A 17,115-nucleotide genomic window follows, 5' to 3' on the forward strand; every position below is an offset into this window, starting at 1 on the left:
CATCGTCCGGCAACTGCTCGTCGCATTATTCAGTGTGGTATGAGTGCAACGCAGCAAACGGCCGGTCAGACGAAGCTTGTTGCTTCGCTATGTCAGCTGAGACTCAAATCCGGAAACTTGACCGATCCTGCCGTCGCCTCCTGAGCCGCCCGCCAAGCGCTCGGGGATTCGCCGAGAGCGGACGATGAGCAAACCGAAGGGCGGTGGAGGAATTATTTGCAGCCATACTGTCGTCAGCGCGGATCTCATGTCGTCGCATGCAGCGCGTCACGCTTGTGATCGCCGTATCTGCAAGTTGGTCCAGCGTAAATTTTTTCAGAGACATGTCGCGCGTGGTCACTCGTGGCAGATGCGCGCGCATAAAGCCCGCCCGTGTCTTCGTCTTCGCATCGACAAACTTACGTGACGAATATAGCGCAAACACGATGACCTCCTGCAGGATGTGCCGCGGCAGGACGCGCATGAGCGCGCCACTGCGCAGACCTTCCATTGACGCATAAACGGGCAGCATGCCGATCCCCATGCCGTCTTTACTCGCCACCGCGAGCGATTCCGCAAATCACCTGCACCGGTCCACTCACGTCCATTTCCGCGTTGCCTTCCAGTCCTTCGAGCGTCCATTCGTGCGCGGGCGACGTCGGCGTCTTGAGGATCAGACTGTCATGCTGTGCGAGATCGGCGTGCGTGCCTGGTGAGCCACGTGTGTCAGAGTCTGGCAGTGAAGTCGAGGTCACCAACGATGCATCGCTGGCGACCTCGAACAGATCTGGGCAAGCACTGTGAGAGCGGGAATTCGACCGTCACGTCGGGATGCAAGGCGCGATACTGTGAGCTCGCCGTTAGCACGTAATGCTGCCCGATGCTCGCGAAGCTGTACCCGCAGGACGCTCATGAGCACAACTCGCCTCCTCTTCGGCGGCACCCGCGTCCGCAAGAATCTGCTTGCACCGCTTCAGATAGCATTCTCCGGCAGTCATAAGCGCGAATCGACGAGTCGAGCGGCTGAATAGCCGTACCCGCAGATGCGCCTCCAGTTCCGAGAGCGCGCGAGACATGGCGCCCGTAGTCGAGTTGAACGACTGCGCTGCGGCGGTGAAACTACCGGCCTGGGACATGGACAAACAGGCGCATATTTTGTATGCGTATTCGTCAGACCTTCAGTCGTTCTCCTTGTTCCACACATCAAGTCGGCCGCGTCGTTACGCCAGCGCTCGATCAGGCCGCATGCTGTGGTGCTCACGATAGTGTCCGTGCCATGCAAGCGCTTCTTCGATCAGATGGGGCGTCTGTCCGCCGCGCGCCACCGCCTTTGACACATAGTCGAGCAGCGCGTCCCGATACAACGGGTCCGCGCAGTGCGTAATGATCTGCAGTGCGCGTTCCCGAGGCGCGAGACCGCGCAAGTCGGCCAACCCGTGCTCGGTGACGATGACGTCGACATCCTGCCCGATATGGTCGACGTGCGACACCATCGGTACGATGCTCGAAATGTCGCCATCCTTCGCCAGCGACTTCGTCACGAACACCGACAGGTAAGCATTGCGCGCAAAGTCGCCCGAGCCCCCGATGCCGTTCATCATGTGCGTGCCGCCGACATGCGTGGAGTTCACGTTGCCGTAGATGTCGCATTCGAGCGCCGTGTTCACTGCAATGACGCCCAGGCGGCGAATGACTTCCGGATGATTGCTGATCTCCTGTGGCCGTAGCAGGACGCGCGACCGATAGCGGTCCAGCCCCTTGAAAAAGCGAGTCTGATATTCGCTCGATAGCATGATCGCGGAGGCACATGCGAAATCGACACACCCAGTGTCGAGCAGCTCGATTGCGCCGTCCTGAAGTACCTCCGAATACATGCGCAAGCCGCGAAATCCGGAATCGACGAGGCCATGCAGCACCGCATTTGCGATGGAGCCGACGCCAGCCTGAAGGGGCTGCAACGAGGGGCCAAGCCGGCCCGCGCGAACCTCATGGGCGAGAAAGCTGCCCAGGTGCCTGGCTATCTGCGTGGTATCGGTATCTGGCGGAAGAACCTTGTTGGGGCTGTCTCCCTTGCTCGTGACGACGATCGCTGCAATCTTTTGAGGATCCAGAGGAATATACGGAAGCCCGATCCGCTGTGCAGCGTTCGTGAGAGGGATAGGCTCGCGGGTGGGTCGGGACAGCGGCGAATAGACGTCGTGCAGCCCTTCGAGCGCGAGCGGCATCTCCAGGTTGATTTCGACGATGACCTTCCTTGCTAGCGCGGCGAATACTGCCGAATTGCCGACCGACATCGTCGGCACTATCCCGGCTTCGCTCACGGCCACCGCTTCGATCACGGCCACGTCGACGGGTCCAAGGTATCCGTCTCGCAGCTGCTCCGCCATTTCCGACAGGTGAAGATCGATGAACGTCGCCTCGCCGGCGTTGATCTGGTTACGCAGGGTCCTGTCCGACTGAAAAGGCATGCGCCGGCGGATGGCACCCGCTTCGGCGAGGACCCCATCGACCTCGTACCCCACCGACGCGCCTGTCATCAGCGTAATCCGTAACGACTGCTCGCGCGCACGCGCAGCCAGCGCGAGAGGGACCGCCTTGCAGTCACCCGCGGCACCAAAGCCGCTCATGCCAACGGTCATGCCGTCAAGAATCAGCGATACGGCCTCCTCTGCCGTCACAATCCTGTCGCGAAGCTGCGGCAGGCGAATCCGCTCCTCAAGCACCTCTGTCTCCCTTGATATAGGACTGGCTGCCAATACGGCGCGATCCGTACGATGAATGGCGTCTATCCGACTCGATACGTGATCAAGTTTAGTGAAGAATCATCGATGCATAACGTGATTTAATATCATGTAGTCCAGTCGTTTTTTTCATGCAGCGTCCACGGACATGCCCATCGATATCCGCGCATTGCGCTACTTTGTGGAAACCGTTCAGCTGGGCAGCTTCACCCAGGCTGCTGCCGCGGTCTTTGTCACCCAGTCGACAATCAGCAAGATGGTGCGGCAGCTCGAGGACGAAGTCGGCCAACCGCTTCTGATCCGAGACGGCAGACAGGTGCAGGTCACCGACGTGGGGCGCATCGTTTACGAACGCGGCTTGCAGGCGCTGTCCGTGATCCGCGAACTGCAACTGGAGGTCGCCGACGTCGCACAGCTCGGTCGCGGCCAGCTCACCGTTGGCATGCCACCGATGGGCAATCTGTTTTTCCCGGCCGCAGTCAGAGCCTTTCAGCAACGCTACCCGAAACTCGAACTGCGGCTCGCGGAACACGGTGGGCAGTTGCTCGAGCAGAAGGTCATCGCGGGTGAACTGGAAGTCGGCGCGACGGTACTGCTACCCGGAAGCACCCAGGAGAAGCTTGCGAGCCGGGTGATTGCACGCTACACGATCTGGGCCGTAGGGCCACGCGAGGCGCCCTGGGCGGGGCGTCGTACCGTCAGGCTCGCGGCGCTGAAGGACCAGCCGCTGATCCTGCTCGACGACGGTTTTGCGCTGACTCGTCGCCTTCACGCTGCGTTCCGCGACGCCGGCATCGAGCCGACCGTTGTGGCCAGAAGTGGACACTGGGATTTTCTCGCGGCGATGGCGGGAGCGGGACTCGGGACGACTTTCCTGCCCGAACCGTTTCTCGCGCGCCTCGATGCCAGCAATCTCGCCCTCGCGAGGGTCACGGAGCCCTCGCTCGACTGGACGCTCATGCATATCTGGTCGCCGGATCGCTACATGTCACACGCCGCGCATGCATGGCTTGCCATATGCGACGAAGTGTTGGGCAAACAGGCGCGCGTCGGCACACTCTAGTCCGCTGCCGCACCCAGCGACGGGCAGGAACATCACCCTGTCACGCGTAGCAGTCGATTACGTCAGGCCGCGCTGGCTTACGGCATGTTTGCCCGGTCAGCACTGTCCGTTTGCCGGTGCGTCCGCCGGCGCGACGCCTTTTCTGATCCTGCCAATTTTTCCCCAGTTTCCTCGAAGCCCTAGCCTGGACAAAACGCCAACCCATACGGTTGGCGTTTTATGATCCGGCGAGATAGCTCGCGGCGTTCCTATCAAACATGTTGCTCCGCGTTTCCATGCAGAAGCTCCCCTTGTGGCTTGGCAGACTGAGAATGAATAGCGGATATACGATCGTGCCCGGCTATATTGAGCAGATCCAGTGCGACGTCGATGTTCTTGTCCTCCTGAGCGCCGATCACGCGCCGTCGGCCAACTCCAACAGAAATCTGCTACGCACACGACAGCCTTCTCTGCGGCACTTTTTTCGCCGCAATCGTGTGGATCGCCCGACAACTGCCGAAGAATCCGGGTGCGTCATCGAGGGAAAACGCAGGCACGAATGAGCACGCATCGTTAGCCGCAAAAAAGAATCGGGCGTGGCGAACACGCGATTGAACCCGATCGGTACAGGTCGTGAATGGGTGCGTCATGGACAGCGCGGATTACCGCCAGGCTTCACGGTGAAGCTGCCGTCGACTGAACGGCGCGGCCACGATCAGGTGTTTCTGCATGGCGGGGCTCGGCTTCAGAATCGCATCGCACCACGGTTCCGCACGAATGGAGTCGTTGTGCGCGCAAGCGCGTCATCCGATTGACGCACGTCAATCACACGCGGATCTGCGCGTAGAGCACGCAGCCTCGCGCTCAGTGACGTCCGTCTCCCCCCGGCAGAGATGATCCAGATCAAACGCGCGGCCCCATACCGTGGCGTAATAAGCGGGCGTTCCGTTACGAGGAGCTCGTCATGAGTCAACCCGCAGGACATTTCCACGACACCCCGCAGCAGGTGAAGGCCGAACCGAAGATTTCAGCCGAGCCGCACAAGCTGCGGCTTGGGCTGTTGAGCGCCCTCGTCATCGGCTCGATGATCGGCAGCGGTATCTTTTCGCTGCCGCAGAACATGGCGTCGGGCGCCGGCGCTGGCGCCATCGTGCTCGGTTGGCTGGTGACCGGCATCGGCATGCTGGCGCTGGCGCTCGTCTATCAAACGCTCGCACTGCGCAAGCCCGAGCTCGACAACGGCATCTATGCGTACGCACGGGCCAGCGCCGGCGAATTCGTGGGCTTCAACTCCGCATGGGGCTACTGGGTCAGCGCCTGGATCGGCAATGTTGGGTACCTGGTGATTGTCTTCGGTACGCTCGGCTACTTCTTCCCGGCATTCGGCGACGGCAATACTCGCGCCGCGATCGGCGGTGCCTCGATCGCGCTGTGGCTCATGCAAGCGCTCATCCTGCGCGGCGTGCGCGGGGCGGCTGTGCTCAACGCCGTCACGACGTTCGCCAAGGTCGTGCCGCTCTTGATCTTCATCGTCATCGCCGCGGCCGCGTTTCACTCCGGCCGCTTCAGCGCCGATTTCTGGGGCAACGCGAAGCTGCCCGGCCTGCTCGACCAGGTGAAGAGCACAATGCTCATAACGGTCTGGGTGTTCATTGGCATCGAGGGCGCAAGCGTGTACTCGGCGCGCGCCCAACATCGTGAGGATATCGGCCGCGCCACGGTGACAGGCTTCTTCGTCGTGCTGTTCCTGCTGATGATGGTGTCGCTGCTCTCATTCGGCATCGTCTCGCAGCCCGAGCTTGCTGGCATGAAGAACCCCTCGATGGCCGGCGTGCTCGAACATGTGGTCGGCAAGTGGGGCACCGTCCTCATCAGCATCGGTCTGTTGGTCTCAGTGGGCGGCGCATTGCTCGCGTGGACCCTGCTCGCCGGCGAAACACTCTTCACGCCCGCGCAGGACTCGGTGATGCCCGCGTGGCTCGCGCGTGAGAATGCGCATGGCGTGCCCGCCAACGCGCTGTGGGTCACCAACGGTCTCGTGCAACTCTTTCTGATCGTCACGCTCGTCTCGAACGCCACATATCAGGCGCTGATCTCGCTCGCGACTTCGATGATCCTGATTCCGTATCTCTTCTCCGCGGTGTATGCCACCGGCATCGCGGTCTCGGGCGACGGTTACGCGCCCGACGACACGCAACGCCGGCGCGACGCCCTGATCGGCGCGCTCGCCACCCTCTACTGCGTCTGGCTCCTGTACGCGGCCGGCCCGAAGTACCTACTGCTGAGCGCCCTGCTCTATGCGCCGGGCGTCCTGCTGTACGGCTGGGCGCGGCGCGAACAGCACGCGCGCTGGTTCAAGCCGTATGAGGCCGTCGTATTGATTGCCATCGTCGCCCTTGCCGTGCTCGCGGCGTGCCTGCTCGCAACCGGCCGTCTCGGCCTCTGAGCGCGGGTGCCATCATGGGTTTCGGCGTCTACTCTGAGGCGGGCAAGCTTCGCCAGGTCCTCGTCTCGCGGCCCGGGCTCGCCCAGTCGCGCCTCACGCCCGCCAACTGCGAGGCAATGTTGTTCGATGACGTGCTCTGGGTCGCGCAGGCCAAGGCGGACCACTACACGCTCGTGAACGCCATGCAGGAGCGCGGCGTCGAGGTCTACGACGTACACGACATGCTCACCGACGTGCTGCGCGCGCCAAGTGCCCGCGCGTGGCTGCTGGAGCGCCGTCTCGCGCCAAACCGGGTGGATGCGGAGCTGGCCGCGCAGTTGTGGCCGTGGCTCGACGAGATGAAACCCGGCGAACTCGCGGACCGGCTCGTGGGCGGCATCGTGCGCGCCGAGCTGCCGTTCCGGCCGTCAGGCCTGACCGCGCAATGTGCACAGCCCGCCGATTTCCTGCTCTCGCCGCTGCCCAACGCCCTGTTCACGCGCGACAGCAGTTGCTGGATCAACGAAGGCGCCGTACTGGGCTCGATGTACTGGCCCGCGCGCCGCGACGAGACGCTGCTTACTGCCGCCATCTACCGCTTTCACCCGCTATTTGAAGGCGGTCCGCCGATCTGGTGGGGCGATCCGGACAAGGATCACGGCGCCGCGACGCTTGAGGGCGGCGATGTCATGCCCGTCTCGCGCAACGTCGTACTCGTCGGCATGGGCGAGCGCACTTCACCGCAGGGCGTCGCCCAGCTCGCCCGCGCGCTGTTCGCGCGCGGCGTGGTCGAGCGCGTGATCGCCGCCCAGCTGCCGCACTCGCGCGGCGCGATGCACCTCGACACGGTGGTTACGTTTTGCGACCGCGATCTCGTCACGATCTTTCCCGAGGTCGTGGATTCGATCCGCACCTTCAGCGTGCGTCCGGGCGAGCGCGAGGACACGCTCGACGTGCGCGCCGAAACCGCGCCATTCGTGCACGTGGTAGCCGAAGCGCTCGGTCTCGCCGAACTGCGCACCGTCGCGACGGGCGGCGACCAATGGGAAGCCGAGCGCGAGCAATGGGACGACGGCAACAACGTGATCGCGCTGGAGCCCGGCGTGGTCGTGGCCTACAACCGCAACGTCTACACCAACACGCTGCTGCGCAAGGCGGGCATCGAAGTCATCACGATCCCCAGCGGCGAACTGGGACGCGGACGTGGCGGCGGGCATTGCATGACCTGCCCGCTCGAGCGCGATCCGCTCTGAACCACATCGCCCACATCGAATACGAGGCACGCCATCATGGGATTCAATCTGCGCAATCGCAGCCTGCTCGACACCGAAGATTTCAGCCCGCGCGATATCCGCTTTCTGCTCGACCTCGCCGTCGAGCTCAAGCGCGCGAAATACGCGGGCACCGAAATGCCGCGCCTCGCGGGCAAGAACATCGCGCTGATCTTCGAGAAGACCTCCACGCGCACGCGCTGCGCGTTCGAAGTAGCCGTGCACGACCAGGGTGGCCACGTCACGTATATCGACCAGTCGGGCTCGCAGCTCGGGCGCAAGGAGTCGCTGCGCGACACCGCGCGCGTGCTCGGGCGCCTGTACGACGGCATCGAGTACCGCGGGTTTCACCAGTCCGCTGTCGAGGCGCTCGCGCGCGAATCGCACGTGCCGGTCTGGAATGGGCTCACCGACGAGTTTCACCCCACCCAGGTGCTCGCTGACCTGCTGACGATGGAGGAATTCGGCGAGAAGCCGCTTTCCGCACTTTCGTTTTGCTACGTGGGCGACGCGCGCTTCAACATGGGCAATTCGCTGTTGATCGCGGGCACGCAGATGGGCATGGACGTGCGCATCGCCGCGCCGCGCGAGCTGTGGCCGAACGACGACCTCGTTACGCGCATGCGCCGCTTGGCGCAGCGCACTGGCGCCTCGATCGGGCTGACCGAAGATCCGCAAGCGGGTGTCAAAGGCGCGGATTTCGTCTACACGGACGTGTGGGTGTCGATGGGCGAGCCCATGGACGTATGGGGCGAGCGCATCAAGCTGCTGGAGCCGTACCAGGTCAACGCGGCGCTCATGCGCGCGAGTGGCAAGCCGCGCACGCGCTTCATGCACTGCCTGCCGTCGTATCACAATCTCGAAACCGACATCGGCCGCGCGATCCACGAGAAGTTCGGCCTGACCGAGCTGGAGGTAACGGACGAGGTGTTCGAATCGGATGCCTCCATCGTCTTCACGCAGGCCGAGAACCGCATGCACACGATCAAGGCCGTGCTCGTCGCAACGCTGGGCTGAAGCCCACAACCCGGAGCGAAGCATGCGCATCGTAGCGGCTTTGGGCGGCAACGCGCTGTTACGGCGCGGCGAGCCTCTCACGACGGAGAACCAGTTGGCGAACATCCGCCGCGCCGCGCGGCAACTGGCGCGGCTCGCGCCGGGCAACGAACTGATCGTCGCGCATGGCAACGGCCCGCAGGTGGGGCTGCTCGCGCTCCAGGCGGCGGCGCTTGCCGGCGTGGCAGGCATCACGCCGCTCGACGTGCTGAACGCCGAATCCGAAGGGATGATCGGCTATCTGCTCGAACAGGAACTGGCAAACGCGCTGGCCGATACCCGACCCGTGGCGACGCTGCTCACGCGGGTGCAGGTCAGCGCGAGCGATCCCGCGTGGCGCACGCCCACCAAGCCGATCGGGCCTATCTACGACGCTGCCGATGCGCAGCGCCTCGCACACACGAACGGCTGGTCGGTCGCCCCTGATGGCGCCGGGTGGCGGCGCGTCGTCGCTTCGCCGGAGCCGCGCCGCATCGTGGGCATCGAGCCCATCCTCTGGCTCCTCGAGCACGAATCCGTCGTGATCGCAGCGGGCGGGGGCGGCATTCCCGTCGTCTACGAGCAAACGCAGCACACGTGGCACGGCGTCGAAGCGGTCATCGACAAGGACGCCTGCAGCGCCCTGCTCGCCGTGCAACTCGAGGCCTCGCTCTTTCTGATCGCAACCGACGTCGACGCCGTCTATCTCGACTGGAACACCCCCCACGCGTGCGCTCTCTCCGAGCTGACGGTGAGGCAAGCCGAATCGTTGCAGTTCGCGGCGGGCTCGATGGGGCCGAAGGTGCACGCGGCAGCGGCTTTCGCTTCGCAGACCGGGCGGACAGCGGTCATCGGCTCGCTGGACCAGATCGAAGGCATGGCGAACGGGAAGGCCGGCACGCGCGTACGTGTGTGATGCGGCTTCCAGCGCCCGTCCGGCGAAGCGATGCAGGAACACACCGGAGGCCATGAAGTGAACGACAGGTTGAAAATGAAAAGAAAACTCGTGTGGGTCAGCGCGCTGCTCGCCGTCGCCGTGCTGCTCTCTGCTGGCATCGCCTGGCGGCATAGCCGCGAAAGCGCATTGCCGGCAAATATCGCCCACGCGAACGGGCGGCTGGAGATGACGCGCGTCGATGTCGCCGTGAAGTACGGCGGGCGTATCGTCGCGTTGCCGGTGCACGAGGGCGACCTGCTCGCGGCGGGTGCCATCGTGGCGCGCGAGGATGACGCCGAGTTGCGCGCCCAGCTCGACGCCGCCAGGGCCACCCGCGAGCGAGCGACCGCCACCCGCCAGCGTGCCAGCGATGAGGCCGACGCGAGCACCGCACAGGTACGTCTTGCACGGCTCGAATGGACCCAGGCGTCGAACCTCTTCGCCTCCGGACAGGTCTCTGGCGTCGAGCGCGAGCGCCGCCAGTACGCGCTCGACGGCGCGCAAGCGGCGCAGGACGCCGCGCGAGCGGCGCAAGGCGAGGCAAGCGCCGCCATCGCGGAAGCCGACGCACAGATTGCGCGCCTGCAAGCCGTAATAGACGAAACAATCATCCGCGCGCCGCTCGCGGGCCGCGTGGAGTACCGCGTCGTGGAAGTCGGGACCGTCCTGCCCGCGGGCGGGCGCGTCGTCTCGATGCTGAATCCCGAAGACATCTACTTCACGACTTTTCTGCCCGGCCAGCAGGCGGGCCGCCTCTCGATTGGCGAAGAGGCGCGCATCGTCCTCGACGCCTTTCCCGGCGAACCGATTCCCGCCACTGTGGGCTATGTCGCCGGCGAAGCGCAGTTCACGCCGAAGTACGTCGAGACGCAGGGCGAGCGCGCGAAACTGATGTACCGCGTGAAGCTGCAACTGCCGCTCGAGGTCGCGAGTCGTCTCGCGCCGCGCCTGAAGGGGGGCATGACGGGTGAAGGCTACGTGCGGCTCGACGCGTCGCAACCGTGGCCGCCCGCGCTCGCCGCGCACGGAGGCTGAGCGATGCCCATGCAGGAATCCGACACGGCACGCGCGGCGCGGGCGGACGAGATCCGCATCGAAGGTCTCTCGCACCGATATGGCTCGGTCCTCGCGCTCGACAATGTCTCGCTCACACTGCCTTCCCGGGCGACGATCGGCCTGATCGGCCCGGATGGAATCGGCAAGTCCACGCTCCTCTCGCTGATCTCGGGCGTGAAGCGCATTCAGGATGGCAAAGTTTTTGTGCTAGGTGCCGATCTGCGCGTGCGCAGCGCGCGCGAACGCATGCTACCGCGCATCGCCTATATGCCACAGGGACTCGGGCGCAATCTGTATCCCTCGCTCTCAGTCTACGAAAACGTCGACTTCTTCGGCCGCCTGTTCGGCCTGCCGGCGCGCGAGCGCGCCGCGCGCGTGGCACGGCTCCTGGACGCGACAGGGCTTGCGCCCTTCGGTGAACGCCCTGCCGGCAAGCTCTCGGGCGGCATGAAACAAAAGCTCGGTCTGTGCTGCGCCCTGGTGCACGACCCCGACCTGCTGATCCTCGACGAACCCACCACCGGCGTCGATCCGCTCTCGCGCCGCCAGTTCTGGACGCTCGTGGATGAGTTACGCGCCGCGCACGGTGCGATGACCGTGCTGGTCGCCACCGCATACATGGAAGAGGCGCAGCGCTTCGCACATCTGGTGGCAATGGACAATGGACGCGTGCTCGTAAATGAGCGCACCGACGCCGTGCTGCAACGCACCGGCACGAACAGTCTCGAAGCGGCTTACGTCTCGCTCCTGCCACCGCAACGGCGCGGAAGTGCCGGCCAATTCTCGATGGGACCACGCATCCGGACCGACGGCGCGCCCGCGATCGAAGCCCACAACCTCACGCGCCGGTTCGGCACGTTCGTCGCAGTCGATCACGTAAGCTTTCGCATCGAGCGCGGCGAAATTTTCGGCTTCCTCGGCTCGAACGGCTGCGGCAAGACGACCACCACGAAGATGCTGACCGGCCTGCTTGACGCGACCGAAGGCACGGCCACGCTGCTGGGTCAGCGCGTCGACGCAGCCGAAATGCGCATGCGCATGAGGATCGGCTACATGTCACAGTCGTTTTCGCTCTACGAAGAGTTGAGCGTACGCCAGAACCTCGACCTGCACGCACGGCTCTATCGCATGGAAGGGGAAAAGGCGCGGTGCGCCGTGAGCGAAGCGCTCGCGGGCTTCGAGCTGGAAGCCTGCGCCGACGACCGCCCCGCGAGCCTGCCGCTCGGCATCCGCCAGCGCTTGCAGCTTGCGGCGGCCTGCCTGCACGGACCGGAAGTACTGATCCTCGACGAACCGACATCAGGCGTCGATCCCGCCGCGCGCGACATGTTCTGGCGGCATCTTGCGCGGCTCTCGCGAGAGCAGGCGGTCACGTTGTTCGTCTCCACACACTTCATGAACGAGGCCGAGCGCTGCGACCGCATCTCGCTGATGCATCGCGGGCGCGTTCTCGCGGTCGGGAATCCCGATGAGCTGCGCGAGGTGCGCCACGCCGCCACGCTCGAGGAGGCGTTCATCGCCTGGCTCGAAGAAGCGCAGGCGCAGGATGCGCCGCCGCCCGAGCCACCTTCCGTGCATCCTGCGGCCTCGCAGCCCGAGCCGCACGACACGCGTGCGGTAACTCGCGCAGCACGCACCACGCACGCAGGGTCGCGATCCTTCGCGCTGGCACGCATCTGGGCATTCGCGCGGCGCGAATCCATCGAGCTCGCCCGCGACCGCCTGCGTCTCTCCTTCGCGCTGCTTGGCCCGGTCGTGCTGCTGCTCGCAGCTGCGTGGAGCGTCTCCTTCGATGTCGAGAATGTGCGCTTCGCGGTGCTAGACCGCGACCAGAGCCTCGCGAGCCGCGAGTTGGTCGAGCAGTTCGCTGGCTCGCGCTACCTCGAGCCAGTGGGCGCCGTGCACAGCGAACGCGACGCCAGCCGCCTGCTGCGCAGCGCGAAGGCGCAGCTAGTGATAGAAATTCCGCCGGATTTCGGCCGTGACCTGCTTGCGCAGCGACGCCCCGAAATCTCCTTCCACGTGGACGGATCGAGCCCGTTCCCCGGCGCAACCATCGCGACCTATGTGGATGCCGTGCTGCTCGGCTACGTGCAGACGTTTCAGGCACACGCGACGCTCGCGCAACCCGTGCAACCGATGCGCGTAGAGACGCGCTTCGTCTACAACGAGTCGTTTCGCAGCATCTATGCAATCACGCCGGGCATCCTCATGCTCGCGCTGATCCTGATCCCGGCGATGCTCACCGCTCTTGGCATCGTGCGCGAAAAGGAAATGGGCTCGATCACGAACCTCCACGCCTCGCCAGCCAGCGCGGGCGAATACCTGCTCGGCAAGCAGTTGCCCTATGTTGCGCTCGCGATGCTGAGCTATGCTGTGCTCGTGCTGCTCACCGTTGGCGTCCTGCGCGTGCCGCTCAAGGGCTCATTCATCGCGCTGTCGCTGGGCGCACTACTCTTCGTATTTGCCACGACCGCACTCGGGCTGCTCGTCTCGACCTTCGTGCGCTCACAGGTGGCGGCGATCTTCGGCACCGCCATCCTTTGCCTGATCCCGTCGGTGAACTTCTCCGGGCTGCTCTATCCCGTCTCCACGCTCACGGGCAGCAGCTACTGGGCGGGGCTCGCGTTTCCGTCGTCGTGGTTCCAGCTCGTAAGCCTTGGTTGCTTCACGAAGGGCCTGGGCGCGGGCAGCTTCGCGGCGATGTATGGAGCGCTGCTCGGCTTCGGGCTCGTCTACCTGCTCGCGGCGTACTGGATGCTGCCCAAACAGGAGACCTGAACAGTGACTCAATGGCTCAAAAATGTCGCGCGACTCGCACGCAAGGAGATGTTCAGCCTGCTGCGTGACGCCACGCTCATGGCGCTGATCGTGTTCGCCTTCACGCTCGCCGTGTACTCCGTAGCGAAGGGCATCAAGGCGGAGGTGTCCAACGCCTCGGTCGCCATCGTCGATGCCGACCATTCCGATCTTTCGCGCCAGTTGCGCGCCGCGATCTTGCCGCCGTACTTCAAGACCCCGGTCGATGTGGACCGGCGCGGCGTCGACGCTGCCCTCGATCGCGGCGCCTACATCTTCGCAGTCGAGATTCCGCCACGTTTCGAAGCCGATGTCCTCGCCGGGCGCGCGCCCGGCGTCCAGGTGCTCGTGGACGCGACCGCCATGACCCAGGCAGGGCTCGGCACCGCATACCTGGAAGAAATCTTCACTCGCGAAACGTTTACATTCCTGCACGCGCGCGGCATCGAAACGCAGCTGCCAGCCAACGCCGTCGTGCGCGTGTTGTTCAACCCCAACATGGAGTCGTACAGGTTTAGTTCGACCATGCAGATCGTCGTCAACATCACGGTGCTCTCGATCATTCTGGTGGGCGCGGCCGTGATTCGCGAGCGCGAACACGGCACGATCGAGCATCTGCTCGTCATGCCCGTTCGCGCAAGCGAGATCGCCGCGGCAAAGATCCTGGCCAACGGATTCGTGATCTTTGGTGTCTCGATGATTTCACTCGTCCTCGTCGTGCATGGTTGGCTTGGCGTGCCGCTGCAGGGCTCGCTCGCGCTCTTCGCACTCAGCACGGCGCTCTACCTCTTTTCCGTCACTGCGCTCGGCGTGTGGCTCGCGACGCTCGCGCCCTCCATGCCCCAGTTCGGACTGCTTGCGGTGCCGACCTACGCGGTGGCCTATCTGCTCTCGGGCGCGGCCACGCCGGTACAGAGCATGCCCGAGGCCATGCAACCGTTCGTGAAGTTCTTGCCGACCACGCAATTCGTTTCCCTAACCCAAGCGATCCTGTTTCGCGGCGCCGGTGTGGATATCGTCTGGCCGCAGCTTGCGGGCGTCAGCGTCGCAGGAATACTCTTTCTCGCGCTGGCGTTGACGCGCTTTCGCTCCATGCTCGCGCAACAGGATTGATCCTTCGATGAAACGCTCTTCCCATCCGATACGCGCCGCGCGCCTCGTTTCGATCATGGCGATTGCGCTCGCCGGCTGTACGTCGCTCGTCGAGGTGTCGATTCCACCCCAGCGCGAGGTACCGGTGGTCTTCACCGAAGTCCCCGCGGCCGCGCCGCAGAGCGATCTCGTCCATTGGTGGCATGCGTGGCAGGATCCCGTGCTCACACGCTATATCGAGCAGGCGTTGCGCACTAACACCGATCTGCGCATCGCGCAGGCCCGCGTTCAGGAAGCACGTGCGATGGCGGACGTCGCGCAATCGGCCCGATATCCGACGCTCTCGGCGCAGGCGGGCGCAGCACGCGCGTTTGGCGATTTACGCGAACCTGCCATCGCGCCGGATCACTCGCCGGATCTGAACGCCTATGCGGGCGGCGCGATCGCCGTCTGGGAGGTAGACTTGTTCGGCGGCCGCGCAAGCGACGCGCAGGCCGCCTCGGCCGTTGCGAACGCCGAACAGGAAAAGCTGCGCGGCACGCGCATCGCCATCGCAGGAGAAGTGGCGCAAAACTATCTGGAGGCTCAAGGGCTCCAGCGGCGCCTGGCCGCGCTCGACAGCAGCCTCGATACGCTGCGAGCGATGCAGCGCTATGCAACGGCCCGCTTCGACGCAGGCCAGGCCACGCGCGCCGACATCGACCGTGTGAACGAGCGCATCGCTCAACGCGAAGCGCAATTCGGCGTGCTCGTGAGCCAGATCGAATTGCGCGAGCGGCGGCTTGCCTTGCTCACCGGCAAGCCCGCACAGGACGCCGAGCCTCTCGCACCGCCCGGCCCCCTGCTCGTCCCTGCGCCGCCTTCGGGCGAATTGCCGTGGAGCGTGCTGGAGCGCCGTCCGGACGTGCGCTCTAGCGCTGCGCTCGTGCGCGCAGCGGAGGCACGGCTTGGCAGCGCGAAGGCCGACCTGCTACCACGCTTTTACCTCACGTTCATTGCCCTCGATGGCCATCTGCTCCTGAGCGGCTTGCCCGGACTTTCCGGAACGGGCGGCCTCGTCGGCATCGGCGCCGACCTTCCGCTCTTCAACGCGGGGCAGCTGCGTGCGAACGTGGCGGCCAACGACGCACGCCTGCAGGCGGCGCTCGCGCTGCACGACAAGACGCTCCTCCAGACGCTGGAAGAAGTCGACAGCGCCTACGGCGTCCGGCATGGACTCGATGCGCGCCGCGCACAACTCGCTGCCGCGCGCGAGCTCGCCGTGCGCAACGCCGAACAGGTCCAGCGACTCTACGAAGCTGGACAGCGCACGTTGCAAGACGTGCTCGATGCGCGCATCGACTCGATCTCGCGCCAAGACGATCTGGACGAGGCGAATACCGCCGCCGCGCTGGCGACCGTGCGGCTCTACCTCGCTTTGGGAGGGGGCTGGTCCCCGGACGACACTCCCTCCGTGAGCACCGCCGCGCGCCGTTGAGTAAAGGCGCCGCGGCGTCATCGCATGGGCCCGGTCTGCACTGAATGCCTGTACCACGACGACCTCTCGCCGAGCAGCTTCGGAATGTACTTGCCCACGCTCTCACAGCAGGCACGTTCTGGTGAGCGACCAGCTTTTCGCGAATACGTGACGCGCAACGCACGCTATGAAGATAATCCTTCTTATCTCGCCCTGGAGAGATTAAGCGATGCAAATCGTGCACGCTAAGATCCCCATGGGACAGGCGCTATATCCTCGCTATTACTTAGTTATCCGATGCGAATAGTGGCGACACTGACTCGGTATTCAAGGTTCGAGACGTACTGACCGCCTGGCGGTCCCGAGCGGATCAGGGGAATGCCTGCAGCACGCTGACGAATGGACGGTTAGTTGCACGATACCTCATGATGCATCTTACGATCCAAAGTTGACGTATAAGAAATTAGCGAAGTTTTAAGTGCACACGTTTTCCTCGCGCGAGTGTCCGTAAACCAGACGTTTTACATAAATATAATGATCGTATTTTAGTTCGTAGTTCTATTTTTACGCCGAAGCGGGAACTCGGTAGATACCAGGCCAGTAGTGCGCCTACGTCAACTTGGCGTGCGCTGGCTCTATACGCCGCATCTACCGCACGCATTGGGAATGCGACTTTCTTATGGAATTCGCGTCGGCGACGCTGCTCTGTGGCGATTTCCTTACCCTGGGCGGTTCGTATCTCCCGCATCCATGGCAGCGCCTGGCGCGGCCTTGTTGCCCGCGGTCGCCGATAGCGTTGAATACGGCCAGGCGCTACGCTGAAGACCGCTTCGGAACAGGTCGATCGAATCTGGGTATTGGACACGCCGCACAGCCCCTGGAGGGTGTCACGGCAAGCATTGGTACCGTGACATGGCAGGGGCCGGTCGCCGAGAATGCCGCGTCATTTTTGTTGTCGACGCTGATTAAGTGGGATCAGTAAGCGCCGAAGAGACGGTCAAGCGCGGCACTGATCCGGCTTTGTTCATCCTTGAGCGTGCCAATTGCGGGGCCGAGATCACTCGTCCGGAACGCGCCGAGCAACGGCGTTTCCAGCACGAACGGTTCTCCCTCGATCTCAATGATGGGCGAGAGATCCTGCGCAACCTTGCTCGCTGTGTAATTTCCGGCTACGCGCGTTAATGGAATGACTACGCGCGATATGAGATTACCGAGATGATCGCTTTGCACGTCGAGCAGAAACGGTGACTTGGTCCTGGATCTTGTCGAGGGGTTGTTGTAA

11 protein-coding genes and 1 pseudogene are annotated in these 17,115 nt (G+C 64.1%); 9 read left to right on the plus strand and 3 right to left on the minus strand.

Going from position 1 to position 17,115, the window contains the following annotated elements; genetic code table 11:
• Window positions 1-316: 316 nt before the first annotated feature.
• A pseudogene (locus U5A57_RS32165) lies at window positions 317-1,131 on the minus strand (LysR family transcriptional regulator); the annotation flags it as partial.
• Between the two features lie 68 nt (window positions 1,132-1,199).
• Window positions 1,200-2,702, minus strand: a complete 1,503-nt coding sequence (locus U5A57_RS32170; RefSeq protein ID WP_321915714.1) for a succinate CoA transferase — start codon at window positions 2,700-2,702, stop codon at window positions 1,200-1,202.
• A gap of 166 nt (window positions 2,703-2,868) precedes the next feature.
• Here U5A57_RS32170 and U5A57_RS32175 point away from each other — a divergent pair, with 166 nt between their 5' ends.
• The 9 genes from U5A57_RS32175 (at window position 2,869) to U5A57_RS32215 (ending at window position 15,854) form a co-directional block, all read left to right on the plus strand.
• Window positions 2,869-3,783 carry a LysR family transcriptional regulator gene (locus U5A57_RS32175; protein WP_321915715.1) on the plus strand — a complete coding sequence of 305 codons (915 nt, stop codon included), beginning with the start codon at window positions 2,869-2,871 and terminating at the stop codon, window positions 3,781-3,783.
• A 943-nt stretch (window positions 3,784-4,726) separates the two neighbouring features.
• Window positions 4,727-6,208 carry an arginine-ornithine antiporter gene (gene arcD / locus U5A57_RS32180; protein WP_321915716.1) on the plus strand — a complete coding sequence of 494 codons (1,482 nt, stop codon included), beginning with the start codon at window positions 4,727-4,729 and terminating at the stop codon, window positions 6,206-6,208.
• A 14-nt stretch (window positions 6,209-6,222) separates the two neighbouring features.
• On the plus strand, window positions 6,223-7,440 hold the full coding sequence (locus U5A57_RS32185) for an arginine deiminase (RefSeq protein WP_321915717.1): 1,218 nt from the start codon (window positions 6,223-6,225) through the stop codon (window positions 7,438-7,440).
• Window positions 7,441-7,476: 36 nt separating this feature from the next.
• Window positions 7,477-8,475, plus strand: coding sequence for an ornithine carbamoyltransferase (gene argF / locus U5A57_RS32190; RefSeq protein ID WP_321915718.1), 999 nt, complete (start codon window positions 7,477-7,479; stop codon window positions 8,473-8,475).
• A 22-nt stretch (window positions 8,476-8,497) separates the two neighbouring features.
• Window positions 8,498-9,409, plus strand: coding sequence for a carbamate kinase (gene arcC / locus U5A57_RS32195; RefSeq protein WP_321915719.1), 912 nt, complete (start codon window positions 8,498-8,500; stop codon window positions 9,407-9,409).
• A 75-nt stretch (window positions 9,410-9,484) separates the two neighbouring features.
• Window positions 9,485-10,465: an HlyD family secretion protein gene (locus U5A57_RS32200; protein WP_321915720.1), complete on the plus strand. Its 981-nt coding sequence runs from the start codon at window positions 9,485-9,487 to the stop codon at window positions 10,463-10,465.
• Between the two features lie 9 nt (window positions 10,466-10,474).
• Complete coding sequence (rbbA, locus tag U5A57_RS32205; RefSeq protein WP_321915721.1) at window positions 10,475-13,267, plus strand: ribosome-associated ATPase/putative transporter RbbA; 2,793 nt, start codon at window positions 10,475-10,477, stop codon at window positions 13,265-13,267.
• A 3-nt stretch (window positions 13,268-13,270) separates the two neighbouring features.
• Window positions 13,271-14,398 carry an ABC transporter permease gene (locus tag U5A57_RS32210; RefSeq protein ID WP_321915722.1) on the plus strand — a complete coding sequence of 376 codons (1,128 nt, stop codon included), beginning with the start codon at window positions 13,271-13,273 and terminating at the stop codon, window positions 14,396-14,398.
• A 7-nt stretch (window positions 14,399-14,405) separates the two neighbouring features.
• The gene (locus U5A57_RS32215; RefSeq protein ID WP_321915723.1) at window positions 14,406-15,854 is read left to right on the plus strand and encodes a TolC family protein; all 1,449 of its coding nucleotides are present in this window, start codon (window positions 14,406-14,408) and stop codon (window positions 15,852-15,854) included.
• A 954-nt stretch (window positions 15,855-16,808) separates the two neighbouring features.
• On the opposite strand, the gene U5A57_RS32220 is transcribed toward U5A57_RS32215, so the two are convergent.
• A partial coding sequence (locus U5A57_RS32220) for a CcdB family protein (protein ID WP_321915724.1) occupies window positions 16,809-17,115 on the minus strand: 307 nt, incomplete at its 5' end.

The organism is Paraburkholderia sp. J11-2 (assembly GCF_905220185.1).
Lineage (GTDB): Bacteria > Pseudomonadota > Gammaproteobacteria > Burkholderiales > Burkholderiaceae > Paraburkholderia.